Genomic DNA, 24,773 nt, shown 5'->3' with positions numbered 1-24,773 from the left:
CCGCCACCGGGGCGCAAGGAACGCCGGGGACGGTGCGGAGGACGACCTCTCGGGAGGTCAGTGAGGGTGGGGGGAGGTCGGGGCGTCCGCTGAGCAGGCCAAAGCGGCCACCCCGCATCCCGCGGCGACACTCATCCGCCCGCTCCGTTCGTCCGTCATAGCCCGTTCCTCCGGGACTGCCCGTTGCTCGGGGACTGCCCGTTGCTCGGGGACTGCCCTGCGCCCGCATCGTCTCTGACGGGCGGCCGAGCGCTCAACGGGTTATCCGGGGTCCGGGAGCGTCGCGAGCCGGATCTCGCCACTCGGAGCGTGGCGAGCCCAATCTCGCGTGGAGGATCCCGGGGCCTATAGGCCCCTCCATCCTCCACACGAGTTCGGGCCGGACGCGCCCGGGAGCGTTCCGGCATCGTCCGAACGGATGAGGCACGGACCACCCGGAACGCCGATGTCGCCGGGCCGGATGGGGGAAACCCTGGAATCAGTCGATTCCAGGGAGAGAGATGTCCACGCAGACCCCACACCGTCGCACGCTCACCGAGCCGGTCTCCGGCGCCGGGGAAGGCACCGAGCCGACCCGGCCCGGTCCGGTCGGCCCGGCGTCGTCCCCGCGCACGACCGGCCTCGCGGGGTGGCTCACCTCGCGGCGCGGCGCCTGGACCGTGCTGGCGCTCGCCCTGGTGGCGATGCTCGCGGTCCTCGGGCCGCTGCGCGGGGAGGAGGCGACCGTCCGGGCCGAGTCGGTCCCAGCTGCTTCGGAGTCGGCGCAGGCGCAGCAGCTCGCGGACCAGTTCCCGGGCTCGGACGTCGCACCCGTCCTCGTGGTGCTGTCCCGCGACGGCCAGGCCCTGACTGACGCCGACCTCGCCGCCGGTGCAGCACTGGCGGAGGAGCTGGCCGCGGTCACTGGGCACGAGGCAGCACCGCCCATCCCGGCGGAGGACGGTCGCGCCGCGATCCTCCAGGTGCCGATGACCCTCGGCGCCGACAACGCCGCGAACGCCGACACCATCGGCGAGTTGAGGGACACGGTCGCGGAGCAGGCGGGGACGGGCGCGCTGCCGGAGGGGCTGCAGGCGCAGGTGACCGGCGGACCGGCCTTCGGGGCCGACGTGGCCGCGGCCTTCGACGGGGCCGACCTGACCCTGCTGCTGGTCACCGTCGGGATCGTGGCCCTGCTGCTGATCCTGACCTACCGCTCGCCGATCCTGTTCCTGGTGCCGCTCGCGGTCGTGGGCACGGCGGACCAGCTGGCCGCGGTGCTCACCTCGGCGCTGGGTCGGGCGCTGGACCTGCAGTTCGACGCTGGCATCGTCAGCGTCCTGGTGTTCGGCGCCGGCACCAACTACGCCCTCCTGCTCATCTCGCGCTACCGCGAGGAGTTGCACCGCAGCGAGGATCACCGGGCGGCGCTGGCCACCGCCTGGCGCGGCGCCGTACCCGCGGTGCTGGCCAGCAATGTCACCGTCGTCCTCGCGCTGCTGACGCTCTCGCTGGCCACCCTGCCCGGGACCCGCGGCCTGGGCCTGGCGTCGGCGGCCGGCCTGCTCGTCGCGCTCGCCGCCGTGCTGCTCGTGCTGCCCCCGGCCCTGGCCCTCGTGGGGCGTCGCGCGTTCTGGCCGTTCGTGCCGCGGCCCGGGACCCCAGACCCCACCGAGCGCGGGGCCTGGTCCCGGATCGCCGGCGCCGTGGTGCGGCGCCCGGTCCGGGTCGTCGCCGCCTCGGTGGCCCTCCTCGCGGTGCTGGCCACCGGCCTGCTCGGCACCTCCGTGGGGCTGACCCAGACCGAGAAGTTCCGGGTCGCCTCGGAGTCCGCCGCCGGCCTGGAGGTGCTCGGCGAGCACTTCCCCGCGGGGGAGGCCGCCCCTCTGGTCGTGGTGGCGGACGCCGGGTATGCCGACGAGGTCGAGGCGGCGTTGTCGGGCACGGCCGGGGTCGTCGCCGTCCGGGCGACCGGGACGCACGACACCGACGCGGGTGAGCTCGCCCGGTTCAGCGTGGTCGGCGAGGCATCCCCGGGCACCGACGCCGCGCTCGACCTGGTCGACGACGTGCGCGCCGCGGTCCACGACGTGCCGGGGGCGGATGCTGTCGTCGGCGGGGCGATGGCCCAGGACCGGGACGCCCGGGACGCCGCCGACCGGGACCTGCTCGTGGTCGCACCCCTGGTGCTCGTCGTGGCCCTGCTGGTGCTCGTCGTGCTGCTCCGGGCGCTCGTCGCCCCGGTGCTGCTGCTCGTGGTCAACGTCGCCAGCTCGGCCGCCGCGATCGGGGCCGGGGCCTGGGTCGGGCGCACCCTGTTCGGCTTCCCCGCGCTCGACGTGATGGTCCCGCTGCTGGCCTTCCTCTTCCTGGTCGCGCTCGGCATCGACTACACGATCTTCTTGGTGCACCGGGCCCGCCAGGAAGCAGCGCGCCATGGCACCAGGCCGGGCATGGTGCGGGCGGTCGCCCACACCGGGGCCGTGATCACGAGCGCCGGGGTCGTCCTGGCCGGGGTGTTCGCCGCCCTCGGGGTGCTGCCGCTCGTCACCCTCGGCCAGCTCGGGCTCATCGTCGGGCTGGGCGTGCTCCTGGACACCCTCCTGGTCCGCACCGTGCTGGTTCCGGCCCTGTTCGCCCTGCTGGGCGACCGGATGTGGTGGCCCTCGCGATCGGCCGACCAGTCCGCGGCAGCCGATAGCGTGGACCGCGCACCCACCCCCGCAGGAGCCAGCGCCCCAGGAGCTCGATGACCACCGGCACCACCGACCCGTCGCCGCACCCCGCCGTGGGTGCGGCACGGCTGTTGGCCACCGGGAGCCACGTCCTCTTCCTCGTGCTCCTGGCCATCGGCACCTGGCGCGCGGTGGTGACGGACACGGCATACCTGCCGTTGTTGGTCCTCGTCCCGGTGACGCTCGCGGTCTACGCGGCCGGGGTGCTGCTGCCGTCGCGGCGGCGCTTCGGCCCGCGGTGGCTGGTGCTGCTCACGGCGTGCTGGCTGGGCCTGCTGGTCGCGTCGGGCGAGTACGTGTGGGTCGCGTTCTCGCTGTGGCTGCTGTGCGTGCACGTGCTGCCGCTGCGATGGGCGCTCGCGTATGCCGGGGCGGTCCTGGCCGCGGTCATCACCGCCCAGGTCGTCGCGGACGCGCACCCGGCGGCCGTGCTCGGGCCTGCCGTCGGCTGCTTCGTGGCGGTCGGGATCGGCTGGGGCGCACAGCTGCTCACCGCCGAGGCCCGGGAGCGGCAACGGCTGGTGGACCGGCTCGTGACCGCCCAGGACGAGATGGTGGAGCTGCACGACGACCTGGCACGGACCCAGCGGGAGGCCGGGGCGCTGACCGAGCGGACCCGGCTCTCGCGCGACATCCACGACACCCTCGCCCAGGGCTTCTCCTCCATCGTGCTGCTGTCCCGGGCCGGGGCGGGCGAGCAGGATCCGGAACGGCTGCGCGCGCTCCTCGGGCAGATCGAATCCACCGCTGCCGAGAACCTGGACGAGTCCCGCCGCGTCGTCCGCGCGCTGACCCCCGCCCAACTCGACGTCGGGCTGGCCGCGTCGCTGCGCCGGCTGCTCGCGCGGCTGGGTGAGGAGACCGGCATCGAGGCCCGGCTGGAGGTCGACGGGGAGGTCGCGGTGCTCACCACCACCGAGGAGGTGGCGCTGCTGCGGGTCGCGCAGTCGGCGCTGGCCAACGTCCGGGCGCACGCGGCCGCGGGCAGGGTCGCGATCACGCTCACCAACGCCGGCGACACGGTGCGGCTCGACGTGGTCGACGACGGAGGCGGCTTCGACGTCCCGGCCTGGTCGGCGGACGGGGTGGCGGCCGGTGGCGGGGGATACGGGCTGCGGGCCATGCGCGACCGGCTGCGGGAGCTGGGCGGCGGGCTCGAGGTCGAGAGCGCTCCGGGGGAGGGGACGGCGCTGGCGGCGCACCTGCCGCTGCGGTCTGCGCGTCCCCTCGGGGGCGACACACCAGGAGGTATGCCGTGACCGTGCGGGTGCTCATCGTGGACGACCACCCGGTGGTGCGTTCCGGACTCCGGGCCTTGCTGGAGACCGATTCGGGGCTCGAGGTGGTCGGGGAGGCGTCCTCCGGCGAGGAGGCGTTGGCGCTGGTGCCGCGGCTGCGACCCGGCGTGGTGCTGATGGACCTGCGCCTGGGCGACGGCATCGACGGGGTCGGTGCGACGGAGCGGCTGCGTGCTGCGGCCGACCCGCCGGCGGTGATGATCCTGACCACCTACGACCACGACGTCGACATCGTCCGGGCCGTCGAGGCCGGTGCCGCGGGCTACCTGGTCAAGGACGCCGCGCCGCAGCTGATCGTGGACGCGGTGCACGCCGCCTCACGCGGGGAGACGGTGCTCGCCCCGGCGCTGGTGCACCGCGTGATGAGCCGGTTGCGCCAGCCCGGCCCGAAACTCACCGACCGGGAGCTCGACGTGCTCCGCCTCGTCGCCGACGGTCGTTCCAACCGGGCCATCGCGCGGGAGCTGTTCATCAGCGAGGCCACCGTGAAGACCCACCTGGCCCACGCCTACGACAAGCTCGGCGCTGACAACCGGACCGGGGCCGTCGCAGCTGCCCGGGAGCAGGGCCTGCTGCCCTGACTTGGGGGGTCAGGCCGTGGCGGCAGCCAGGGTCCGCGCGGCGGTGAGCCGGTCCAGGGCGGCGGGCCCGGTGAGGGCGTGCTCTCCGGGGACGACCAGAGTGACCCCCGGTTGGGTGCCCAGCGCGTGCCAGGCCTGCTGCCAGTCCCGCATCAACTGGAACGCGAGCGTGGACAACGGCATCCGGGCCGGTGACACGGCATACCCGAACCGGTGGACCGCGTCAGTGCGGCTACGGCCCGACCGGAGGGCCGGGGCGAGCAGCCGGCGCAGCACCTCCGGGTCCCCGATGTCCCGGCCCTGCACCCAGTACGCCGCCAGCAACGTGCGGCGGACCTGGTCGGCGACTCCGGCGAGGTAGGCCTCGGCATACGCTGCCACCGGCCCGTCGGGGTGGGGCAGGAACCCGGGGGCGCGGGCGGCGAACTCTTCCCGCGGCTCGCTCAGCGTCCGCGCCGCGGCCACCTCGTCCTGCTGGTTCGCCCTGCCAGCCGGGTCCAGCCGGAGGCCGGTACGGGGCAGCCGCGGGTGCAACGCGACCGGCCGCCAGTCGGGGACCGGCTCACCTGCCGCCGCCAGGCTGTCGACCCGCAGGCTCGCCAGGTATGCGGTGGGGCTGGTGAAGTCGGCGTAGATGACCTCGTCCATGGGAGCGTCTCCTTGCTCGAAGGTGCGGGCCGGGATGCCTCCGGGTCCGCGGTGGTGCCCTCGCTCTTTATTTATCACACATTGATATGAAATAATAGGTCACCCCAGGTTGAGGAGCGTCGATGACCTACGTGATCGCCCAGCCGTGTATCGACGTGATGGACCGGGCCTGTGTCGAGGAGTGTCCCGTCGACTGCATTTACGAGGGCGCTCGTTCGCTCTACATCCACCCCGACGAGTGCGTGGACTGCGGGGCGTGCGAGCCGGTCTGCCCGGTCGAGGCGATCTACTACGAGGACGACCTGCCCGAGCGTTTCGGGCCCTACCTGAAGGACAACGAGGAGTTCTTTACCGAGGTCCTGTCGGGCCGGGCGGAGCCGCTGGACTCCCCCGGTGGAGCGGCCAAGCTCGGCGCGATCGGTGCGGACACACCGCTCGTCGCGGGCCATCCGAAGGACTGAGGTCCGGCGCTGGCAGCAGGCATGATGAACCTGCAGCCCCGATGGGCGCCGGAGGCGTCGCGGACCGCAAGCCGCCTCAGGTGCCCAGTGCCGTGTGGAAGGCCCGGTGCACCCGCTCACCAAACAACACGAACCGGATGAGGTCCGGGGCCCGATCCAGGCTGGCGACCTGGTCCCGGACCGCGCCCACGGCGATCCGGGCGACCTCGTCGGCGTCCCACCCGTAGATCCCGGCCCCGACCGCCGGGATCGCGATGCTGGCCGCTCCGACGTCGTCGGCCACGCTCAGGGAGTTCGTGAAGCACGCGGCCAGCAGCGCCGGGTCGGTCTGACCGCGGTGCCGGTTCGGGCCGACCGTGTGGATCACCCAGCGGCAGGGCAGGTCGCCGGCCCCGGTCGCCACCGCATCGCCGACCGGCAGCCCGTCGTGGTAGCGGCCCGCGCGGAGTCGGCGGCACTCCTCCACCAGTGCCGGGCCAGCCGCGGCATGAATTGCGCCGTCCACGCCGCCGCCCCCGAGGAGCAGGCTGTTCGCGGCGTTGACGATCGCGTCCACCTCCTGGACGGTGATGTCGCCCTCCACCGCCTCGATCCGGGTGCTCATCTGGCCCACCTCCGTGATGTCGCCGATCTTCGCCACCATCCTTCCACCGCGCGGGGGAGCCGGCAGGAGTGAATCTCGACCCCCGGTGGGAGGTGCCGCGGTGCCCCGCATGACACGGTGGAGCCATGGATGAACGTGGAGCCACCGAACGGAATCTGGGCACCGGCCTGCAGGCCGGCTGGGCGATCGGGCTGTGCCTGCCGCTGGGAGCCGGGATCGGGGTCGCGCTGGGCAACGTGGCCATGGGGATCGCGATCGGCCTCATTGTCGGCGTCGTGCTGTCGTCCGTCGTCGGGTCCAGCGGGGATGACGAGGACGGCGCGCAGGGGCAGCCGTCAAACCCCGGCGAGGTCCGGTCGAGGGAGGACGAAGCACCATGACCGACACCACAGACCGCACGAAGGGCCAACCACCCGCACCGCCCGGCTCGAGTGACAACACCACGCTCCTGCTGCCCGTCTGCGTGGCCCTCGGCGCCGTGTTCGGCGCCCTCCTGGGTGAGATCCCCCTCGGCATGGGATTCGGCGGGGTGGTGGGCTTCGCGCTGCTGGCCTTCGCGCCGGAGCGGTGGCGGCACTACCCCCGCGGCCGCGACGGACGGTAGGGCTCCTCACGCACCGCGCCGAGCACGAGCTTGGCGACCAGGATGACGGGCAGCCAGGCAAAGCCCGCCGGGTGCTCCAGCCCTGACGACACGACGGCCGTGAGCGTCACCAGCAGCATCGCTACCGGCCGCGCCAGGTAGAGCGGCACCCGGGTGACGAGGACCACCCCGGCCAGGCACACGGCATACCAGGTCAGGCCCCACCACCAGGCCGCGCCGGGGAAGACCAGGCCGATCAGGACCGGCTGCAGGTGGAGCGCGGTGAACAGGACCGGGTTGCGGGTCAGGCGCGCGGAGGGGCGGGGGACCGCGAGGCGGTCGGCGTGGTGGAAGCGCTTGGCCGAGTTGAGGGCGAAGGCGACGACGCCGCCGGCCAGGTCGAACACCAGGAAGGCGGCGAGCAGGTGCTGCCACCAGGCCCAGCCGAGGTCGGTCGCCAGGGCGTGGCCGATGACGACAACGCTGGCCAGCGCCCCCGTGAGCGGGGGGAGCAGCCGCTCGGCACGCGTGGCACCGTCGCCGTAGACGCTGCTCAGGTCGTGGTCCGGGACGGTCCAGTCGATGACGGGCGCGGTGCTCACCCGGCATCTCCGGGTGGCCGGGCCGTCGTCCCCGTGAGGCCCGCCATCGCGGTCACCAGGCCGGGTAGCGGCAGGTCGGGGTCGAGCAGCCGGTGGAGCACAGCGCCATCGACCGCGGCCAGCAGCAGCGCAGCACGCCCGAGCGCCTCCTCCCGCGGGATGCCGGGCCTCCGGTCGACGATCCAGTCCGCGAGCAGCGACCGGGTCCGCGCCATGGCGCCGGCCACGACCGCGCCGACGCCGGGGTCGGTGAACGCGGCGCTGACCAGCTCCGTGGTCAAACGCGCTGGGCCGGCCTCCTGGGTCCCGATCGTGAGGAGCGCCTCGACTCCCGCCAGCAGGTGCGCCTCGTCCTCGGCGCCCAGGAGCTCCTCGGCGAGCCGCACGATGGACAGCTCCGTCGCTCGCTCCGCCACGGCCAGGCGCAGCCCCGCCGAGCCCTCGAAGTAGTAGTGGACCAGCCCCGGGTTGGTCGCGGCACGGGCCGCGACGGCCCGGTGCGTCACGCCCGGCCAGCCTCCCTCGGCGAGCAGATCCACCGCTGCCTCGACGATGGCGCTCTTCCGCTCGGCGCCCTTCTTAGTCATACGACTAAGTTAGGCGAACGACCAATCTGTGGTCAACGGGATTCGACGTCAGACTGAGAACCGCACGAACGCCCGCACTCCCGGGTCCGAGTCGTGGGCCTCGGCGAAGCCGAGCGACTCGTAGAACGCGCGCTGTCCCGGCTCGGTGTCGGTGAGCAGGACCTGCTGCCGAACCCCCTCGTATGCCGTGAGCAGGGTCTGCACGAGCGCTCGCCCGAGGCCGGTGCGCTGCGCGGACGGGCGGACCAGGATGTCCTGGAGATAGACGATCGTGGCACCGTCGGAGACCGACCGGGCCAAGCCGTCCAACCCCTGGTCTCCGCGGGCCACGACGATCCGGTGGGACCCGGCGAGTCCGGCCTGCAGCACCGCGGGGTTCCGGGTGTAGGCGGTCCAGCCGACAGCGACGTAGAGGTCGAGGACCTCGCCCTGGTCGAGGTGGGCGGATGTCGCGAAGTGGCAGCGGGTCACGGCTCCGAGACTACGGCGGGAGCGCGGTGCAGCACCCACCACCCCGCCGCCACGAGTGCCAGCGCGATGCCGGCGGCGATCGAGTCGTTGAGCAGCTCGGTGGAGGCCGGGACCTCCTCGTACGGTGCGCTGGTGAACGCCGTGACCGGGCCCACGGGCACGACGCCCGCGGCCACCGCGAACCGGTGCCGGGCTCCCCAATCTGGGCGCCGCGAGAGGCGCGTCACGATCGCGGTCGCCAGGGGCAGCACGACCAGGCCCACGGCCACCCCGGCCCAGCTCTCGTGCGGCAGCCACAGCAGGTAGGCGAGGAACGCCCCGACCGCGACGGCCCACGCCGGCGGCACGCAGCCTGTGCTCGTGCGGGGAGCCGACCGTCGCCGGGTCATCGCCAGCACCACGAGGAGGGCCACCAGGGTGACCGCGAGGGCCGTCTGGTGCGGCGCCGCCTGGAAGCCGTTCCCCGCGTCCGCGCGCACGTCCACGTGGTTGAGGACGCTCGCCACGACATACAGCAGGGCCACGACGGTGAGCCCCGCCCGGCCGAGCCACGGGCGCGGACCCAGGCGCACGGCATACGTCTCGATCAGGGCGATGGGGGCGCCGATGCTGACGGCGACGTGCCCCACCACGAAGCTCAGCGCGTAGACCGCCGAGACCCCCAGACCCGGCACGTGCGCCGGCTCGGTGAAGTCGAAGTCCAGGTAGTGCGGGTTGAACATCGACTGGTCCACCACCCCGGCCTGCAGCGCGCCGAAGGCACCCGCGAGCAGGAGCATGGTGGGCCAGCCGCGGCCGGTGCGGCGCGCGGTCTCGCGGACCAGGATCGCCGCGCAGCCGTAGAGGGGGCCGAGGAAGAGCACGGCGATGGCGATGTCGGCCAGTCCCAGTCCGCCCCAGGAGAACTCCGCCATCCAGGGGGCGAGGAGGAAGAGCCCGAGCACGGGCGGCAGGCGTTGTCGGAGCGGGTCCACGGTCGTCCACGGTAGGCGGGTGATCCGGGTCGGGCATCGGCCCAAAGGATGCTCTCGACGCGACCTTGGTCGGGGTCTGCCAGGATCGGGTGGTCCCCACAGGCAGGAGCGGGCGACGCGCCACAGCCGGGTCACGGCTGACGTCGCCCAGCACCGGTGACTGGCTTCACCTTCACCCCGGAACCTGGCGCTATCGACCGGGAAGCTTCTCCTACGGAGCGCAGGATTATCGGGTGACCCGATAATCCTGCAGGGGCAGCCGAGGCGGCTCAGCTGGGCAGGGGCGTCGACTCCGTGGTGTCCCAGTCCCGGGGCGTCAGGTCGGGGCGGGCGTGCCGGTAGTCGGTGGTGAGCAGGTGCGAGGTGATCATCAGGTCGGCGGTGGCGACGTTGCAGGCCATCGGGACGTTCCAGACGGTGCCGATGCGGAGAAGGGCGCGCACGTCCGGGTCGTGCGGCTGCGCCTCCAGCGGGTCCCAGAAGAAGAGCAGCATGTCGATGCCGCCCTCGGCGATCCGGGCGCCGATCTGCTGGTCGCCGCCGACGGGTCCGGAGAGGAACCGGTGGACCGGCAGGCCCAGCTCGAACTCGAGCATGGTGCCGGTCGTGCCGGTGGCGTAGAGCACGTGGTGGGCCAGGGCGTGCCGGTTGTGGTCGGCCCAGCGCAGCAGCTCGGCCTTCATGTTGTCGTGCGCGACGAGCGCAATGTGGCGCGGGGGGACGGCGTATGCAGTCATGGGGGTGGTGCCTTCACGGTGGGGGACGAGGTCGGTGGCCGCCCGCAGATCCAACTGTCGGTGGTGGGCTGCGCGGGCAAACCTCGTCGTCCGCTCCGGTGGCGGCCACTCCAGCGTAGCCGCGGACCCTGGGAGTCCGCTGCAAGCCGGCCGTATGCCGTCAGTCACGTTGCGCGGTCGGCAAGCCACTCCGGGCGGAGCACCGACATCATGATCTGGTCGAACCGCTCGTCGTCGAACCGGAGGGCGTCGCGCTCGCGGCCCTCGACGGTGAACCCGGCCTTCTCGTAGGCCCGTTGGGCCCGGGGGTTGAAGGTGAACACGCCCAGGCTGATCCGGTGCAGCGGCAGGTGGGTGAAAGCGTGGTCCAGCAGGAGCCGGGTCGCCTCCGTGCCCAGCCTCCGACCCTGGCCCTCCGGGGCCAGCAGGATGCGGAAGTTGCACGACTCGTTGTCGGAGTCCACCTGGTTGAGCACCACCTCGCCCACGCACCGCCCGGTGGCGTGGTCCACGACGGCAAGGTCCAGCCGTTCGTCCTGCTCGTGGCGGGAGCCGTACCACTCGGTGGTGCGGGCCCGCGCCTCCTCCGGCTCAGGCCGGGCCGCCTCCTCGGCGGAGTTGACGCTGCCGGTGAGCCGACGCACGTCGGGGTCCTGGATCGCGCCCCACATCACCGCGACATCCTCCTCCCGGAACGGGCGCAACGTGACCTGTTCGCCGACGATCGTGGGCTTGTTGAGCCAGGGGGAGCCGGCAGTAACGGTGGGGTCCGGGTCGGGCGAAACCATGCGGCATACCTTCGCCGAGACGAAGGCCCTCCTCAACGCCATTTTCCGGCCCTAGGCTGGCGTCATCACCCGCGGTTCCCACTCGACGAGGAGAGCGCCATGACCCTGCAGAACCCGTTCTACACCCCCGAGGTCCAGGGAGCCTACGAGCTCCACTCCCTCGGCCGGTTCGAGCTGGAGGAAGGCGGTGTGATCCCCGACCTGCAGCTGGCGGTGGCCACCTACGGCGAGCTCAACGAGGCCAAGGACAACGCGATCCTGATCCCCACCTGGTTCTCCGGCACGCACCAGACGTGGGAGCTGGTCTACATCGGCCCGGGCCGCGCGCTGGACCCCGAGAAGTACTTCATCGTCGTGATCAACCAGATCGGCAACGGGCTGTCGACCTCCCCGCACAACACCGACGGCGAGATCGCCATGTCGAACTTCCCGGACGTGCGCATCGGGGACGACGTGCGCGCCCAGGAGCAGTTGCTGCGCGAGGTGTTCGGCATCGAGCGGCTGGCGCTGATCGTCGGTGGCTCGATGGGTGCGCAGCAGACCTGGGAGTGGGCGGTCCGCTTCCCGGACAAGGTGCTGCGTGCCGCCCCGATCGCCGGCACGGCACAGAACACCCCGCACGACTTCCTGTTCACCCAGACCCTGCTGGACGCGATCACCTCCGACCCCGGGTGGAACGGCGGGGAGTATGCCGATCACGCGGACGTGGCCGCGGGGCTGGCCCGGCACGCCGACATCTGGGCGGTCCTCGGGCTGTCGACGGAGTTCTGGAAGACGGAGTTCTGGCGGGGCATCGAGCTGCCCGATGTCACCTGGGACACGGTCGAGGAGTTCCGGGACCGGTTCCTCCGGGCGACGTTCGGCGTGATGGATCCGAACGCGTTGCTGACGATGGGGTGGAAGTGGCAGCGCGGCGACGTCGCCCGCAACACCGGTGGCGACCTGGCGGCCGCGCTCGGGCGGATCACCGCCAAGACGTTCGTCATGCCGATCGACGAGGACATGTTCTTCCCGGTCCGCGACTGCGCGGCCGAGCAGGCGCTGACGCCGAACAGCGAACTGCGGGTGCTGCACACGATCGCCGGGCACTTCGGGCTTTTCGGGTTCCAGGAGGCCTACCTGGCCGAGGTCGATGCCAACCTCACGGAACTACTGGCGACGCCGTTGTGACGGCGGAAGGGTTTGGATGTTCCATGAAGATCATGAGCTACACCGAGTCGCGGGCGCGGTACGCCGACGTTCTGGACGGCGTCGTCAACGATCGGGAAGAAGTCGTCATCACCCGGGCCGGGCACGAGCCGGTGGTCATCGTGTCCCTCGCCGACTTCGAGTCGCTCCGGGAGACGGCGTACCTCCTCCGCTCCCCGGCGAACGCGCGTCGACTCCTGGATGCCATGGAGCGGCTGGAGAGCGGGCTTGGGGAGTCTCACGAACTGGTCGATGCCGACTGACCATGCGTGCGGGTTGCGTCAGACGGCGCAGGAGTCACCCTCGCACGCGTCACCGTCGGTGGTGTCGCCCACCATCTGCAGCGGGTTGGCGGTCGCCCAGGCCTGGTCCAGCGCGCGGGTGAAGACCTCGACCGGCTGGGCCCCGGAGACGCCCACGGCCCCGGCGAGGACGAAGAACGGCACCCCGCGGGCGCCGTAGGCGCGCGCCTGGTCGATGTCGGACTGGACGGCTTCGGCATACTCCCGGCCGGCGAGCACCTCGCGGACGCGGGCCTCCTCCAGGCCCACCTCAACGGCGAGCCGGACCAGCACCTCGGGGTCGTTCACGGGCTCGTTGTCGGTGAAGTGGGCTTTCATGAACCGCTCGTGCGCGGCGTCGGCGAGCCCCTGCTCCGCCGCCAGGTGGATGACCCGGTGAATGTCGAAGGTGTTGCCGGTGCGGGTGGTCTCCAGGTGGTACTCGAGGCCGACCCCCGCGGCCTGCTGCTCGAGCGCCTGCTGGCTGGCGCGGGCCTGCTCGATCGGCATGCCGTACTTGCGGGCCAGCATCTGGCTGGAGGGCTCGGTCACCTCGGCCGGCGCGGAGGGGTCGAGTTGGAAGCTGTGCCACACGATCTCCACCTGGTCCCGGTGCGGGAACTGCTCGAGGGCCTGCTCGAGGTGGCGCTTGCCGATGTAGCAGAACGGGCACACGATGTCGGACCAGATGTCGATCAGCATGTTCGGTGAACTCACCCCCTGCCCACCGCATTCCCGCGCCGATATGGTGGCGAGGCATGACGACATACACGGTCACGTTGTTCCAGCGGGCGCAGCGCGACGCCCTGATCGAGCTCTACGGGCTGAGTGACGGGGAGCCCGGCCGGGGGCAGCCGATGATCGCTCCCCACGGCGACGGTTGGGCGCTGCGCGACGTGCCGGGCGCCGATGCCACGCCGCCGCCCGCACCGCCGAACTGCGGTGAGGTGGTGGTGCTGCACCGCAACCCGGGCGCGATGGTGTCGTGGGCCTATTGCTACCGCGACTTCGAGGAGACCTGGCAGGTGGAGCACGACTGTCAGCGAGGCGTGGAGCACCTGGACTACGAGGGCGACTTGCCGCGGGGCGCCCAAGAGGTGGTGGACAAGGCGATGGCCGAGCAGGACCAGGGGAGCGACGTGGACTACCTGCTGGACGTGGCCGTCGACGTCGTGGAGCTCGCCACCGGGTTCCGGCTGGACCCCGAGGGTGCCTGGGAGCCGGTGCAGGTGGCATCGGGGGCGGGGCGATGACGGAGGGCGAGGCTGCCGCGCGGCAGGAACTTGAGGAGGACTTCGACCGGGTGCTGTGTGTCGTCGCGCACCCGGACGACATCGAGTACGGCACCGCCGCTGCCGTCGCCAAGTGGACCGCCGCCAGCAAGGACGTCCACTACTTCCTGCTCACCCGGGGCGAGGCCGGCATCGACACCCTGCCCCCGGAGGAGGCCGGCCCGGTCCGGGAGCAGGAGGAGCGTGCGTCGGCCGGCGTCGTGGGAGTCAGTGAGGTGCGGTTCGGCACCCACCAGGACGGGGTCATCGAGGAGGGGGTGGACCTGCGCCGCGACATCGCCCGGGAGATCCGCCGGTCCCGTCCCGACCTGGTCGTCGGCCAACCGTTCGCGCTGACCTTCGGGCCCGGCGCGCTGAATCAGGCCGACCACCGGGCCGTCGGACTCGCCACCCTCGACGCCTGCGCGGCCGCGGGGAACCGCTGGATCTTCCCCGAGCTGGTCGATGAGGGGCTGGAGCCCTGGCACGTGCCGACCGTGGCGGTGCCGGCGGTGCTCGGCGGGGACCACTTCGTGGACGTCACCGGCTACTTCGAGGCCGCCGTCGCGTCGCTGGAGGAGCACCGCGTCTACAACGACGCGCTGCCCGAGGACTTCCCCAAGCCACCCGAGTTGCTGCAGCGGATCCTCGGCGCAGGGGGCGAGGCCGTCGGGGTCGACCACGCGCTGCTGGTGGACGTCTACCGCCGCTGAGCACGGGCGCCGGACTGACGCGTCGGCCTCCTGTCGCCGGGCGCCGATGGGGTGGGGTAGTTCGCTGTAGCTATAGGTGAAGCGAACTACCCCACCCTCGTCCGCTCCTCAGGCCGCGTCGCTGATGGTCGTTGGGTGGGCCGTCTATGACGTTGTGATCGGGGTCGCGGTCCGCGTGGTGACGGTGCCGGCCGTGGCTGCCCGGGCGGTGGCCGCCTGCGCTCCCGCCAGCGGAGCGTTCACCGCGGCGGGCGACTCGGCGGGTGTCTCGACCGGGCCGTTGCGCTCGCGGAGCAGTCGCCAGGTGGGGCCGGGGTCGCGCAGGGTCCAGACGCTGTGCCGGGCGCCGAGCCCCCAGCGCACCGTGCCGGCCAGGTCGCCGGCGAGGGTGCCGCGGCGCTCGGTGCGGGCGCGTCGCAGGTCACCGGCCCACCAGGCGTAGCGCAACCCGGTGCGGCCGTCGGGCAGCGCGGGCACGGGCTCGCCGAGGGCTTGCCGCGCCCAGGCGTCGACCAGCCCGGGGGAGGCGGCGTCGGCCAGGGCGAGCGAGCCGTAGAAGCGGCCGTTGAGGTCGATGAGGTAGGGCACGCCGTCTGTGCCGGTGAGGAACTGCAGCTCCACTAGGCCGCGCCAGCCGATCCGGCGGAGCAGGTCCTCGGCCCGCGCGCACAGGTCCTCCGCGACCGGGACCGTCCGCGCCCGGGCGGACATGCCGTGCGGGGTAGGCCAGAGCCGGGGGGTCGTCTGTTGCACCCGGCCGCGCAGCCGCCCTTCGTGGAACAACCCCACGAGGGCGCCGAGGTCGCCGGCCACCGGTCGCTGCAGGATGGCCTCCCCGCCGGAGGACCGGATCAACTCGATCCGCGCCGCCGCGTCGGCCGGGTCCGCGAAGACCCGGGCGTCGATCCGCTGCACGTGGGTGGCGCCGGGGGTCCAGTGGCTGCGGGACTTCAGCACCAGCGGGCCGCGCCAGCGCGCCAGGTGCTCGTCGGTGGCCGGCTCGGTGTGCGGGGCCGTCAGTCCCACCCGTGCAGCCACCTCGCCGAGGGTGACCTTGTCCAGCCCGGCCTGCACGGCGCCGAAGTCCGGGTGTGCCACCGGGGCCGGGACCTGGTCCCGGTAGGCCGACAGCGCCGCCATCCAGTCGTCCCCGCCCCCGATCACGAGGTCGTAGCCGCCGTCGGTCACGGCGCGCCGCGTCGCCTCCAGGAACGCCAGTCCGTCGCCCCTCGGTCGCGGGACGACGTGGGTGCGGTCTACCGCTCGCGAGGCACCCAGGACCCCGCCCCCGTCGGGGGTGCCGACGCCCACGGTCCACCCGCTCCGGGCGAGGGCCCGAGCACCGGCCAGGGCACCACGGTCCCTGCTGGTGCTGAGGATCAGGACACGTCGGACGGCGACCATGTCGAGAGGCTACTGAGCACGGCCCCCGGGTCGGGGCAACGACACTCCGCAGGCGGTGGCGGATCGCGACATGCGGCGGGATGCCGACAGAGCGAGGGTCGGGAGGCGATCGTCCGGCTGTGGCAGGGGAGGGCAAAGTCGCTACGAAAATGCGGGTAGGGGCGTCAAACCCGCTACGAAAATTGGTGTGAGGATGTGGGGGTGTCGATCCACGTCCACGGTGCCCGGCTGCACAACCTGCGCGATGTCGACGTCGAGATCCCCCGCGACCGGCTGGTCGCGGTCACCGGGATCTCCGGGTCGGGCAAGAGTTCGCTGGCGTTCGGGACCATCCACGGGGAGGCGCAGCGGCGCTACTTCGACTCGGTGGCGCCGTTCGCCCGGCGGCTCATCCACACGGCGATCGACCCGCAGGTCCGGGACGTCAGCGGGCTGCCGCCGGCCGTCGCCCTCGAACAGCGCCGAGCCGCCCCGTCCAGCCGCTCGACCGTCGGCACGATCACCACGACGGGCAACACGCTGCGGATGCTGTGGTCGCGCTGCGGGGACTACCCGGCCGGCGTAGCGCCGATGGACTCCGACCACTTCTCCCCGAACACCGCCGTCGGGGCCTGCCCGGAGTGCTCCGGCCTGGGCATGGTGCACCGCCCCACCGAGGCCTCGATGGTGCCGGACCCGGACCTCTCGATCGCCGAGGGGGCGGTCGCGGCCTGGCCCGGTGCCTGGCTGGGCAAGAACTACCGGGACATCGTGGCCACGCTCGGGCACGACATCGACGCCCCGTGGCGCGACCTGCCGCAGGAGAGCAGGGACTGGATCCTGTTCACCGACGACCAGCCGGTGGTCACCGTCGTGCCCGAGCGCGACGCCGACCGGATCCACCGGCCCTACCAGGGCACCTACTCCAGTGCGGCCCGCTACCTGCTGCGCACCCTCGCCGAGACCAAGAGCGCGACCCAGCGGGCCCGGGCGCTGCGCTACGTCGAGACCTCGCCGTGCCCGGTCTGCGACGGCCGCCGCCTGGGGCCCGCCGCACTGCGGGTCACCTGGCAGGGGATGGCGATCGACGAGGCACAGCACCGCCCCGTCGGTGACCTCCTGCCGGTCCTGCGCGCCCGCCTCGACCTGCTGCCGGGGGAGGGCGGCACCGCGGGCGAGGCCGCCGAACGGATGCTGCTCAGCGACCTCACCGGCCGTCTCGACGTGCTGGTCACCCTGGGGCTGGGCCACCTCGACCTGGGCCGCCCCACCCCGTCGGTCTCCACCGGGGAGCTGCAGCGGCTGCGGCTCGCGACGTCGCTGCGCTCCGGCCTGTATGGCGTGGTGTACGTCCTCGACGAACCCTCCGCCGGGCTGCACCCCCGTGATGTCGAGCCCCTCCTGGCTGTGCTGCGCGGCCTGGTCGAGGCCGGCAACTCCGTCCTCGTCGTGGAGCACGACATGGCGGTCGTGGCCGCCTGCGACTGGGTGGTCGACGTCGGACCCGGAGCGGGGTCGCAGGGCGGGGAGGTGCTCTACTCCGGCCCGGTCGAGGGGCTGACCGCGGCGGCCGACTCGGTCACCGCCCGCTTCCTCGCCGAGCCGGTGCACCCGCGTGAGATCCGGGACGGCGGACCCGGGCACGGCGGCGGGGCCGCGGGTGCCCTCCGGGTGGCTCACCGTCTCGGGGTTGGAGCGGCACAACCTGCACGACGTCGAGGTCCGGGTGCCGCTGCGGGCGTTCACCACGGTCACCGGGGTCTCCGGATCCGGCAAGACCACGCTGCTGCACGGCATACACGACGTCGTCGGTCACGGACTCGCCCGCATCGAGGACCAGCCCGACGCCGATCAGGCCGACGTCACAGGAACGGACGGTCACCCCGCGGCACGTGCCAGCGCCGAGGGGGCGGGCCGCCCGGCCCGGCTGGTGCGGATCACCCAGCGCCCCATCGGGCGGACCCCGCGGTCCAACCTGGCGACCTACACCGGGTTGTTCGACCACGTCCGCAGGCTGTTCGCCGGCAGCCCCGAGGCCCGCGAGCGTGGATTCCGGGCCGGCCGGTTCAGCTTCAACACCGCGGCCGGGCGCTGTGAGACCTGTCAGGGGGAGGGCGCCGTCGCGGTCGAGCTGCTGTTCCTGCCCGGCACGTACTCGACCTGCCCGACGTGCGCCGGGGACCGCTACAACCCGGAGACGCTCGAGGTCACCTGGCAGGGGCGGACCATCGCCGGGGTGCTCCGGTTGACCGTCGAGGAGGCGCTGCCGGTGTTTGCCGACGAGCCGCCGGTGCGGCGGGCGCTCGCGGCGCTGCAGGCCCTGGGCCTGGGCTACCTCACCCTCGGGCAGCCGGCGACCGAGCTGTCCGGCGGGGAGGCGCAGCGGATCAAGCTGGCCAGCGAGCTGCAGAAGGAGCGGCGCGCGCCGACGCTGTACCTGCTCGACGAGCCCACCTCCGGCCTGCACCCGGCGGACGTGCACCGCCTGCTGGCGACGCTGCACGCCCTGGTCGACGCGGGGCACACCGTCGTCGTGGTCGAGCACGACCCGGCGGCGCTGGCTACCTCCGACTGGGTCCTCGAGCTGGGTCCCGGGGCGGGACAGGACGGGGGACGGGTGGTGGCCTCCGGGCCTGCCTGACCGGTGGCGCGACCCGCCGGGGTCGATACTGGTCCCATGGCCACGCGCACGGCAGACGACCCGGCGGACGCCGGGCCCACCGCGGGCGAGGTGGTGCACGACTACCTGGAGGCGCAGGTGGGCCGGTTGCTGGAGCTGGAGCAGCCGGTGCGGGAGGACGCCCCGGATGCCGTGCACCAGGCCCGGGTGGCGACCCGCCGGATCCGCACCACGCTGCGGGTGTTCCGCCGGCTGCTGCACCGCGAACGGACCGATCCGCTGCGGGCCGAGCTGCGCTGGTATGCCTCGGCGCTCGGGGGCGTGCGCGACGCCGAGGTGGTGCGCGAGCGCCTGCTCGGCTCGGTCGAGGACCTGCCGCGCGACCTGGCGGATCTGCTGGCGCCCACCGAGGCCGCCGAGCGGATCCGCGCGGCCCTGGACACGGCATACGGGCAGGCCCGCGGGGAGGCGGGTGCGGCGCTCGACTCGCCCCGCTACGGCCGGCTGATCGGCGACCTGGGGCTGCTGCTGGCCGACCCGCCGTGGCGCGGGCGCGCGGCGCAGGACGCGGCCTCGGTCCTGCCGCCGCTGGTGGACCGCGCCGCCCGCCGGGTCGGCGTGCTGGCGGTCCTGGCGTGGGAGGTGGACGGGGCGCTGCGGGCCGAATTGCTGCATGAGACGCGCAAGAAGGCCAAGGCCGCCCGGTATGCCTGCGACGCCCTCGTCCCGCTGCTCGGCGCCCCCGCGGCGGCGTCCGCGGCCCGGTGGGAGGAGGTCACCGACGCGCTCGGGCTGGTGCAGGACAGCCGCGCCGCCCAGCGGCAGCTGGCCGCGCTGCTCCCGGACTCCGGGGCCGCCGGCCCCACGCTCGGGGTGCTCCTGGGTATGGAGGTGCAACGGGGTCGGTATGCCGAGGAGCCGGCCCGCGCGGCCCTCGCCCGGGTGCGTGGCTGGCGCTGACCCGGCGGGCTGCAGGGCGCGTCCCCGCAGGCCGCGCCGTCGGCGTAGGGCGAGCCGTCAGCGCAGGGCGAGCCCGATCCAGGACGGGAGCACGATGGCCGCCAGTGCCCACGTCAGGGCCGGCTTCCAGGACGCCGGGTAGAGCACCCCGGTGAGGTAGTGGTCGATGAACCCGGTCTCCGTCAGCGTGGACCAGCCGCCGCGCACGCGGGCATGGTTCTCCAGCGCGGTGAGCGGGCACTCCAGGTTGCGCACCTGCCCGGCGACGGCCCACGCCAGGGCCGGCAGGTGCGCCCAGAGCACCCAGGGCTGCCACCACGCCAGGTAGCCGCCGAAGAGCACCAGCGCCACGAAGCCGAAGTGCGCCAGCATCGTCGCCACGGCGAACGTGCGGTGCGCCAGGCGGGTGGTGCGCGGCGTCGCGGTCGGTGGGACGGGGGTGGCGGGCACGGGTCAAGCCTACTGAGCGCGGCGGGCGACCCTTTAACCTGAGGTTATGCCCGATGCCGTGTTCGACGACCCTGCCCTGGCGGCCCTCTACGACATCCTCGACCCGGACCGCAGCGACCTGGACACCTACCTTGCGGTCGCTGAGGAGGTCGGCGCCCGGTCGGTCCTGGACGTCGGCTGCGGCACCGGCGTGCTGGCCCTGCTGCTGGCGCAGCGGGGCGTCACGGTGACCGGTGTCGACCCGGCCGGGGCCAGCCTCGACGTGGCGCGCGGCAAGCCCGGCGCCGACCAGGTCAGCTGGATCCACGGGGACGCGACCGCGCTGCCGCCCCTGCAGGTCGACCTGGCCACGATGACCGCCAACGTGGCCCAGGTCTTCCTCACCGACGACGACTGGGAGGCCACCCTGCGGGGGATCCGGGCCGCGCTGCGTCCGGGCGGGCTGCTGGCCTTCGAGACCCGGGTGCCGCAGGCGCGCACGTGGGAGTCCTGGACCCCGGAGACCTCCCGGTCCACGACCGAGGTGCCGGGGCTCGGGCCCCTGACCGAGTGGTACGAGGTCACCGACGTCTCGGAGGACCCGCTGCTGGTGACCTTCGACGCGCACAACGTCTTCCCGGACGGGCGGGACATCGTGTCGACCTCGACGTTGCGGTTCCGTGGCCGGGAGGAGCTGGAGTCCTCGCTGGCCCGCTGCGGCTTCGAGGAGGTCCGCGTGGGGGACCTGCCCTACGCGCGCGGACGGGGCTGGCTGGTCCGGGCCCGCCGGGAGGGCTGACATGGTCGACGACGTGCCCCTGGGAGACCGCGACCCCGCCCGGCGGCGGCTGCTCGTCGTGCACCACACCCCGTCACCGGGGATGCAGGCGCTGCTCGAGGCGGCGTTGAGTGGGGCGCGCGACGAGGAGATCGAGGGGGTCGACGTCGTGGTCCGTCCGGCCCTGACCGCCTCGCCGGTGGATGTCCTGGAGGCCGACGCCTACCTGTTGGGCACACCGGCCAACATCGGCTACATGTCCGGGGCGTTGAAGCACTTCTTCGACCAGATCTACTACCCCTGTCTGGACGCCACCCGGGGCCGGCCGTATGCCGTGTACGTCCACGGCAACGAGGGGCTGGAGGGCGCCGTCCGGGCGATCGGCGCCATCGCCTCGGCCCTCGGGTGGGAGGCCGTCGCCCCGCCCCTTGAGGTGACGGGCCAGCCGGACCCGGCAGCACTCGCCACGTGCAGGGAGCTCGGTGCGGTGCTGGCCGCCACCGTGATGCCCGACGACTGAGGGCGTCCGGGGCCTGTGCTCCGGAGGGCCGTCGGCTGGCGGCCGCATGACAGCCCGAGGCGCCCGCCCCGATCGCTGCGGGACGGGCGCCTCTTCGCCCCCTGCGCCCACGGGGCGCCCGGCGCGCCCCGCCCCTGGCGGCAGGTCAGTTCAGTTCAGGTCAGGGCTCTTCGGAGGGCGGCGGTTCCACCGGGTCGGGGTCGCCGACCGTGACGGTGCCGTTGACGACGACGTAGGCGACCCACCCGGCTCCGGACCCGAAGCCGGACCGGATCAGGTCGGCGCCGGCCGAGCCGCCACCCGAGGGCGCCGGGGGCTCGATCTCCTCGCACTTCACGAGCTGGTGGTAGGAAGAGGTTCCCCCGGACGGTAGCGTGTGCCAGCGCTCCTCCCAGACCTCCCGGATGCCCTGGTCGGGGTGCAGCGCGGTGATCCGGGCGCCGTCCTTCCAGTGCGACAGCGAGCCGTTGTAGATGTTCTCGACGGTGGCGTGCTCGGTGGGGGCGATGTCGGTGATCGGTCCGATGACCGATTCGCCGACGGCCTGGTCGCTGACGCAGTGCTCGTTGTCCCCGCCCTGGGCCAGTGCCCCGCCCGCGGTGGCGAACATCATCCCGCCCGCCATGGTGACCGCCGCGGCCGCCCGTGTCCATGCCTTCATGTTGCGTCTCCTGTGCCGTGCCTCGCCCGTCGTCCTCGACCGGGCGCCGCGACCCCGGTGGCCGCGCAGTGACCACTCTGGGGGCGCCGCCCCGGTCGGCGGGAGAGTCCCGAACGATCCCGAACGGCAACGTTTTCCGACCGGCCACGAGACGCCCGTCGTGCCAGATGTCAACGCCGTTGACCCGACATCCGGGGGGGGGTTCAGCCCCAGCAGAGACAGAACGGATGGCCCGCGGGATCGGCATACACCTGGAACCCCTGGGTCGCGGCCGGGTCGGGAGCCGGCCGGAGCAGCTGAGCACCCAGGGCGCGGACCTCCTCGTCGGCGGCCGCGAGGTCCTCGATGTAGAGGTCCAGGTGGACCTGCTGCGGCTCGCCGTCGGGCCACTGCGGCGGGACGTGCCCGGGGGCGAGCTGGATGCCGATCCTGGCGGTCCCGTCGACCCCGACGGTGTGCCAGTCGTCGTCCCGGTCCACGGTGCCGCCCAGGACGCCGGCCCAGAACGAACTCTCCGCGTCGAGGTCGGCGGCGTCGAACACGATGATCTGCTGCGTGACCTTCATTCCTTCAGCGTGGCACCGGGCACCGACATCCGCGCGCCAGCGGCCACCCGCGTCGGTGCGCTAGCCTGAGACGATGAGCACGCAGCAGCGATTTCAGTGCCCCCGGCCGGGTTTCGGCCGCGGGCACCTGATCCTGCGCGCAGGCGCGTAGCGGTTCCCGCCGTCGCCGGCCGGGGGTGACACCACCACCCGACCCGACCGCGACACCAGGAGCACGCCATGACTACCCGCGAACGCACCACCCCCTACCTGACCCCCGACGAACTGCATCACGCCCTGACCCTGCGTGACCTCAGCGATCCCGCACAGGGGCGGCACGGCATACAGGTCCTGCTCGACGACGTCGTCGCCGCGCTGGGCACGGCGTGGGGGAGCACCGTCCGGACCGTCCGCACCCCACCCGTGGTGGCGGTCCGGGACAACTACGACCGCCTCGGCTACGACCCCACCGACGTCACCCGCGAGGCGCGCTACACCCGCTATGTCAGCCCCACCACCATGCTGCGCAGCCACACCAGTGCCGAGCTGCCCACGGCCCTGGAGTCCTACGCCGACCGGGGCGCGCCGGTGGACGAGCTCGTGGTCGTGCCGGGGCTGGTCTATCGCCGCGACGTCGTCGACCGCACCCACGTCGGCGAGCCGCACCAGGTCGACCTCTGGCGGGTGCGGTCGGTGCCCGACACGGGGCCCGCGGACCTCGAGGAGATGCTGGCGCTGCTCGTCGGGGCCGTGCTGCCGGGCGCCCGGTGGCGGTCGGTGCCGGCCCGGCACGCCTACACCGTCGGTGGGCGGCAACTCGACGTGCGGCACGACGGGCAGTGGCTGGAGCTCGCCGAGTGCGGCCTGATCCATCCCGAGGTGCTGGCCGGCGCCGGGCTCGACCCCGACCGGTGGTCGGGTCTGGCGCTGGGGATGGGCCTGGAACGGGCGCTGATGCTGCGCAAGGGGATCCCGGACATCCGCTACTTGCGGGCTGCCGAGCCCAGGGTTGTGGCCCAGCTGCAGGACCTCGCGCCGTGGCGCCCCGTCTCGGCCCTCCCGCCGATCACCCGGGACCTGTCCGTGGTGCTCGACGACGGGATGGACGACGAGACGGTCGGCGACACCGTCCGCGCCGCACTCCGCGAGCGGCTGGAGGATGTCGAGTCGGTCGAGGTGCTCGCCCGGACCCCGTATGCCGAGCTGCCCGACCGCGCCCGCGTGCGCCTCGGCATACGGCCGGGTCAGCAGAACGCCCTGGTGCGCCTGACGCTCCGACCGTTGCAGCGCACCCTCACCGACCTCGAGGCCAACGAGCTGCGCAACGCGGTGTATCTCGCGCTGCACCGAGGGCCGCACGCCGAGTTGGCCTGAGCACACCCCGGGACGTGGCCGGCTCCGCGGAGCTCGCCGTCTAGGCTGGGACGATGGGTGTGGGCGAGATCGCCTCGGGCTCCGTGGAGGAGCCGGTGCTGCATGCCGACGAACTGGTGGCCGGTCCGTCGACGGTGCGCCGGCTGGTCGACACGCAGTTCCCGCGCTGGCGGGCCGAGCCGCTGCGGCGGCTGCGGTCGGCCGGCTCAGCGCATGTCCTGTACCGCCTCGGCGACGACCTCGTCGTCAGGCTGCCCCGCCGGGCCAGCTCGGTGACGACGATCGCCGCGGAGGTCGACTGGCTCCCCACCCTGGCGACCCGATTGCCGCTGCCCGTGCCGGAGCCCGTGGCGGTCGGGGTGCCGGCGCAGGGTTTCCCGTGGCCGTGGGCGGTGTACCGCTGGCTGCCGGGACGTGATGCCTCGGAGGCGCCGCCGGAGGATGAGGACCGGTTCGTCCGGGATCTGGCGGAGTTTGTTCTGGCGCTGCAGGAGGTCCCCGTCCCGGACGTCCCGGTCGATCGGCGCCCGGGATGGTTCCGGGCCGGTCCGCTGTCGGCGGTGGACCACCTGGTGCAGGAGGGGCTCGTCGCGTGTCGCCGGCTCGGGGTTGGCGACGACCTGGACCGTGCTGCATCGTTGTGGGAGGACGCCCTCGAGCTCCCGGCCGCGGAGCGTCCTCCCTGCTGGGTGCACACGGACCTGATCCCGTTCAATCTGCTGCTGCGCGACGGGCGCCTCAGTGCCGTCGTGGACTTCGGGGGGCTCTCGCTCGGCGACCCCACGATCGACGCCGCGGCCCCCTGGGCCATGGTGTCGCCGCAGGCCCGGGAGACCTACCGGGTCGCGCTCGGGGTCGATCACGCGACCTGGCTGCGGGCGCGCGCCTGGACGCTGGCGCTCGCAGTCGACGGGATCTCCTACTACTGGGACACCCACCCGGCGTTCGTCGCCTTTGGTCGGCGCCGGCTGACCGAGGTCCTGGCCGACGCAGCGTGCTGAC

The 24,773-nt window shown here is 73.2% G+C and carries 28 protein-coding genes and 1 pseudogene; 16 read left to right on the top strand and 13 right to left on the bottom strand.

Annotated features, from left to right (window positions below):
* Window positions 1-500 precede the first annotated feature (500 nt).
* The 3 genes from AC1QRC_RS19100 to AC1QRC_RS19090 are packed head-to-tail and all read left to right on the top strand — an operon-like array spanning window position 501 to window position 4,593.
* Complete coding sequence (locus AC1QRC_RS19100) at window positions 501-2,732, top strand: MMPL family transporter (protein WP_484204796.1); 2,232 nt, start codon at window positions 501-503, stop codon at window positions 2,730-2,732.
* Window positions 2,729-3,973 (top strand): sensor histidine kinase, encoded by a 1,245-nt coding sequence (locus AC1QRC_RS19095; protein WP_484204795.1) that lies wholly within the window; start codon window positions 2,729-2,731, stop codon window positions 3,971-3,973. The genes AC1QRC_RS19100 and AC1QRC_RS19095 overlap by 4 nt, the downstream gene beginning before the upstream one ends.
* Complete coding sequence (locus tag AC1QRC_RS19090; RefSeq protein ID WP_484204794.1) at window positions 3,970-4,593, top strand: response regulator; 624 nt, start codon at window positions 3,970-3,972, stop codon at window positions 4,591-4,593. Before AC1QRC_RS19095 ends, AC1QRC_RS19090 begins: the two co-directional genes overlap by 4 nt.
* Window positions 4,594-4,602: 9 nt before the next feature.
* On the opposite strand, the gene AC1QRC_RS19085 is transcribed toward AC1QRC_RS19090, so the two are convergent.
* Window positions 4,603-5,241, bottom strand: coding sequence for a DsbA family oxidoreductase (locus tag AC1QRC_RS19085; RefSeq protein ID WP_484204793.1), 639 nt, complete (start codon window positions 5,239-5,241; stop codon window positions 4,603-4,605).
* 122 nt (window positions 5,242-5,363) lie between these two features.
* On the opposite strand from AC1QRC_RS19085, the gene fdxA reads away from it, so the two are divergent.
* The gene (fdxA, locus tag AC1QRC_RS19080; protein WP_484204792.1) at window positions 5,364-5,702 is read left to right on the top strand and encodes a ferredoxin; all 339 of its coding nucleotides are present in this window, start codon (window positions 5,364-5,366) and stop codon (window positions 5,700-5,702) included.
* Window positions 5,703-5,778: 76 nt separating this feature from the next.
* Here the strand turns inward: fdxA and AC1QRC_RS19075 are convergent, their stop codons facing one another.
* Complete coding sequence (locus tag AC1QRC_RS19075; protein WP_484204791.1) at window positions 5,779-6,345, bottom strand: O-acetyl-ADP-ribose deacetylase; 567 nt, start codon at window positions 6,343-6,345, stop codon at window positions 5,779-5,781.
* A gap of 86 nt (window positions 6,346-6,431) precedes the next feature.
* On the opposite strand from AC1QRC_RS19075, the gene AC1QRC_RS19070 reads away from it, so the two are divergent.
* The gene (locus AC1QRC_RS19070) at window positions 6,432-6,686 is read left to right on the top strand and encodes a hypothetical protein (protein ID WP_484204790.1); all 255 of its coding nucleotides are present in this window, start codon (window positions 6,432-6,434) and stop codon (window positions 6,684-6,686) included.
* Entirely contained in the window at window positions 6,683-6,910 is a 228-nt protein-coding gene (locus AC1QRC_RS19065; protein WP_484204789.1) for a hypothetical protein, read from the top strand. Before AC1QRC_RS19070 ends, AC1QRC_RS19065 begins: the two co-directional genes overlap by 4 nt.
* On the opposite strand, the gene AC1QRC_RS19060 is transcribed toward AC1QRC_RS19065, so the two are convergent.
* From AC1QRC_RS19060 to AC1QRC_RS19035, 6 genes are all read right to left on the bottom strand, one after another.
* Entirely contained in the window at window positions 6,883-7,491 is a 609-nt protein-coding gene (locus AC1QRC_RS19060) for a hypothetical protein (RefSeq protein WP_484204788.1), read from the bottom strand. The two genes, AC1QRC_RS19065 and AC1QRC_RS19060, sit on opposite strands and share 28 nt — an antisense overlap.
* The gene (locus AC1QRC_RS19055; RefSeq protein WP_484204787.1) at window positions 7,488-8,078 is read right to left on the bottom strand and encodes a TetR/AcrR family transcriptional regulator; all 591 of its coding nucleotides are present in this window, start codon (window positions 8,076-8,078) and stop codon (window positions 7,488-7,490) included. The genes AC1QRC_RS19060 and AC1QRC_RS19055 overlap by 4 nt, the downstream gene beginning before the upstream one ends.
* A 48-nt stretch (window positions 8,079-8,126) precedes the next feature.
* Complete coding sequence (locus tag AC1QRC_RS19050; protein WP_484204786.1) at window positions 8,127-8,549, bottom strand: GNAT family N-acetyltransferase; 423 nt, start codon at window positions 8,547-8,549, stop codon at window positions 8,127-8,129.
* Complete coding sequence (locus AC1QRC_RS19045) at window positions 8,546-9,523, bottom strand: hypothetical protein (protein ID WP_484204785.1); 978 nt, start codon at window positions 9,521-9,523, stop codon at window positions 8,546-8,548. The genes AC1QRC_RS19050 and AC1QRC_RS19045 overlap by 4 nt, the downstream gene beginning before the upstream one ends.
* A gap of 269 nt (window positions 9,524-9,792) precedes the next feature.
* A complete protein-coding gene (locus tag AC1QRC_RS19040; protein ID WP_484204784.1) occupies window positions 9,793-10,260 on the bottom strand; it encodes a methylglyoxal synthase in 468 nt (155 codons plus the stop codon).
* Window positions 10,261-10,424: 164 nt separating this feature from the next.
* Window positions 10,425-11,048: a GNAT family N-acetyltransferase gene (locus AC1QRC_RS19035; RefSeq protein WP_484204783.1), complete on the bottom strand. Its 624-nt coding sequence runs from the start codon at window positions 11,046-11,048 to the stop codon at window positions 10,425-10,427.
* Between the two features lie 99 nt (window positions 11,049-11,147).
* Between AC1QRC_RS19035 and AC1QRC_RS19030 the strand changes: the two genes are divergently transcribed.
* Complete coding sequence (locus AC1QRC_RS19030) at window positions 11,148-12,218, top strand: alpha/beta fold hydrolase (protein WP_484204782.1); 1,071 nt, start codon at window positions 11,148-11,150, stop codon at window positions 12,216-12,218.
* Window positions 12,219-12,241: 23 nt separating this feature from the next.
* Window positions 12,242-12,499, top strand: coding sequence for a type II toxin-antitoxin system Phd/YefM family antitoxin (locus AC1QRC_RS19025; RefSeq protein WP_484204781.1), 258 nt, complete (start codon window positions 12,242-12,244; stop codon window positions 12,497-12,499).
* An 18-nt stretch (window positions 12,500-12,517) separates the two neighbouring features.
* On the opposite strand, the gene AC1QRC_RS19020 is transcribed toward AC1QRC_RS19025, so the two are convergent.
* Entirely contained in the window at window positions 12,518-13,234 is a 717-nt protein-coding gene (locus AC1QRC_RS19020) for a DsbA family oxidoreductase (protein ID WP_484204780.1), read from the bottom strand.
* A 41-nt stretch (window positions 13,235-13,275) separates the two neighbouring features.
* Here AC1QRC_RS19020 and AC1QRC_RS19015 point away from each other — a divergent pair, with 41 nt between their 5' ends.
* Both AC1QRC_RS19015 and AC1QRC_RS19010 read left to right on the top strand, forming a co-directional pair.
* Entirely contained in the window at window positions 13,276-13,770 is a 495-nt protein-coding gene (locus tag AC1QRC_RS19015) for a hypothetical protein (protein ID WP_484204779.1), read from the top strand.
* The gene (locus tag AC1QRC_RS19010) at window positions 13,767-14,501 is read left to right on the top strand and encodes a PIG-L deacetylase family protein (RefSeq protein WP_484204778.1); all 735 of its coding nucleotides are present in this window, start codon (window positions 13,767-13,769) and stop codon (window positions 14,499-14,501) included. The genes AC1QRC_RS19015 and AC1QRC_RS19010 overlap by 4 nt, the downstream gene beginning before the upstream one ends.
* Before the next feature lie 144 nt (window positions 14,502-14,645).
* Here the strand turns inward: AC1QRC_RS19010 and AC1QRC_RS19005 are convergent, their stop codons facing one another.
* Window positions 14,646-15,905 carry an ATP-grasp domain-containing protein gene (locus AC1QRC_RS19005; RefSeq protein ID WP_484204777.1) on the bottom strand — a complete coding sequence of 420 codons (1,260 nt, stop codon included), beginning with the start codon at window positions 15,903-15,905 and terminating at the stop codon, window positions 14,646-14,648.
* Window positions 15,906-16,100: 195 nt separating this feature from the next.
* Here AC1QRC_RS19005 and AC1QRC_RS19000 point away from each other — a divergent pair.
* Both AC1QRC_RS19000 and AC1QRC_RS18995 read left to right on the top strand, forming a co-directional pair.
* A pseudogene (locus AC1QRC_RS19000) lies at window positions 16,101-18,519 on the top strand (hypothetical protein); the annotation flags it as partial.
* Window positions 18,520-18,561: 42 nt separating this feature from the next.
* Window positions 18,562-19,464: a CHAD domain-containing protein gene (locus AC1QRC_RS18995; protein ID WP_484204776.1), complete on the top strand. Its 903-nt coding sequence runs from the start codon at window positions 18,562-18,564 to the stop codon at window positions 19,462-19,464.
* Between the two features lie 57 nt (window positions 19,465-19,521).
* Here AC1QRC_RS18995 and AC1QRC_RS18990 read toward each other — a convergent pair whose 3' ends face one another.
* Window positions 19,522-19,914, bottom strand: coding sequence for a DUF2784 domain-containing protein (locus AC1QRC_RS18990; RefSeq protein ID WP_484204775.1), 393 nt, complete (start codon window positions 19,912-19,914; stop codon window positions 19,522-19,524).
* A 46-nt stretch (window positions 19,915-19,960) separates the two neighbouring features.
* Here AC1QRC_RS18990 and AC1QRC_RS18985 point away from each other — a divergent pair, with 46 nt between their 5' ends.
* Both AC1QRC_RS18985 and AC1QRC_RS18980 read left to right on the top strand, forming a co-directional pair.
* On the top strand, window positions 19,961-20,692 hold the full coding sequence (locus AC1QRC_RS18985) for a class I SAM-dependent methyltransferase (RefSeq protein WP_484204774.1): 732 nt from the start codon (window positions 19,961-19,963) through the stop codon (window positions 20,690-20,692).
* A gap of 1 nt (window position 20,693) precedes the next feature.
* Window positions 20,694-21,191 (top strand): flavodoxin family protein, encoded by a 498-nt coding sequence (locus AC1QRC_RS18980; RefSeq protein ID WP_484204773.1) that lies wholly within the window; start codon window positions 20,694-20,696, stop codon window positions 21,189-21,191.
* 160 nt (window positions 21,192-21,351) lie between these two features.
* Here the strand turns inward: AC1QRC_RS18980 and AC1QRC_RS18975 are convergent, their stop codons facing one another.
* Both AC1QRC_RS18975 and AC1QRC_RS18970 read right to left on the bottom strand, forming a co-directional pair.
* Window positions 21,352-21,852: a hypothetical protein gene (locus AC1QRC_RS18975; protein WP_484204772.1), complete on the bottom strand. Its 501-nt coding sequence runs from the start codon at window positions 21,850-21,852 to the stop codon at window positions 21,352-21,354.
* Window positions 21,853-22,055: 203 nt separating this feature from the next.
* Window positions 22,056-22,418, bottom strand: a complete 363-nt coding sequence (locus AC1QRC_RS18970) for a VOC family protein (protein ID WP_484204771.1) — start codon at window positions 22,416-22,418, stop codon at window positions 22,056-22,058.
* Window positions 22,419-22,637: 219 nt separating this feature from the next.
* Between AC1QRC_RS18970 and srmL the strand changes: the two genes are divergently transcribed.
* Together srmL and AC1QRC_RS18960 are read left to right on the top strand one after the other, a co-directional pair.
* On the top strand, window positions 22,638-23,771 hold the full coding sequence (srmL, locus tag AC1QRC_RS18965) for a PheS-related mystery ligase SrmL (RefSeq protein ID WP_484204770.1): 1,134 nt from the start codon (window positions 22,638-22,640) through the stop codon (window positions 23,769-23,771).
* Between the two features lie 53 nt (window positions 23,772-23,824).
* Window positions 23,825-24,772 (top strand): aminoglycoside phosphotransferase family protein, encoded by a 948-nt coding sequence (locus tag AC1QRC_RS18960; RefSeq protein WP_484204769.1) that lies wholly within the window; start codon window positions 23,825-23,827, stop codon window positions 24,770-24,772.
* Window position 24,773 lies beyond the last annotated feature (1 nt).

Source organism: Ornithinicoccus sp. (genome assembly GCF_057176825.1).
The sequence above is the reverse complement of the archived record's forward strand: the minus strand, read 5'-3'. Positions and strand labels throughout refer to the sequence as shown.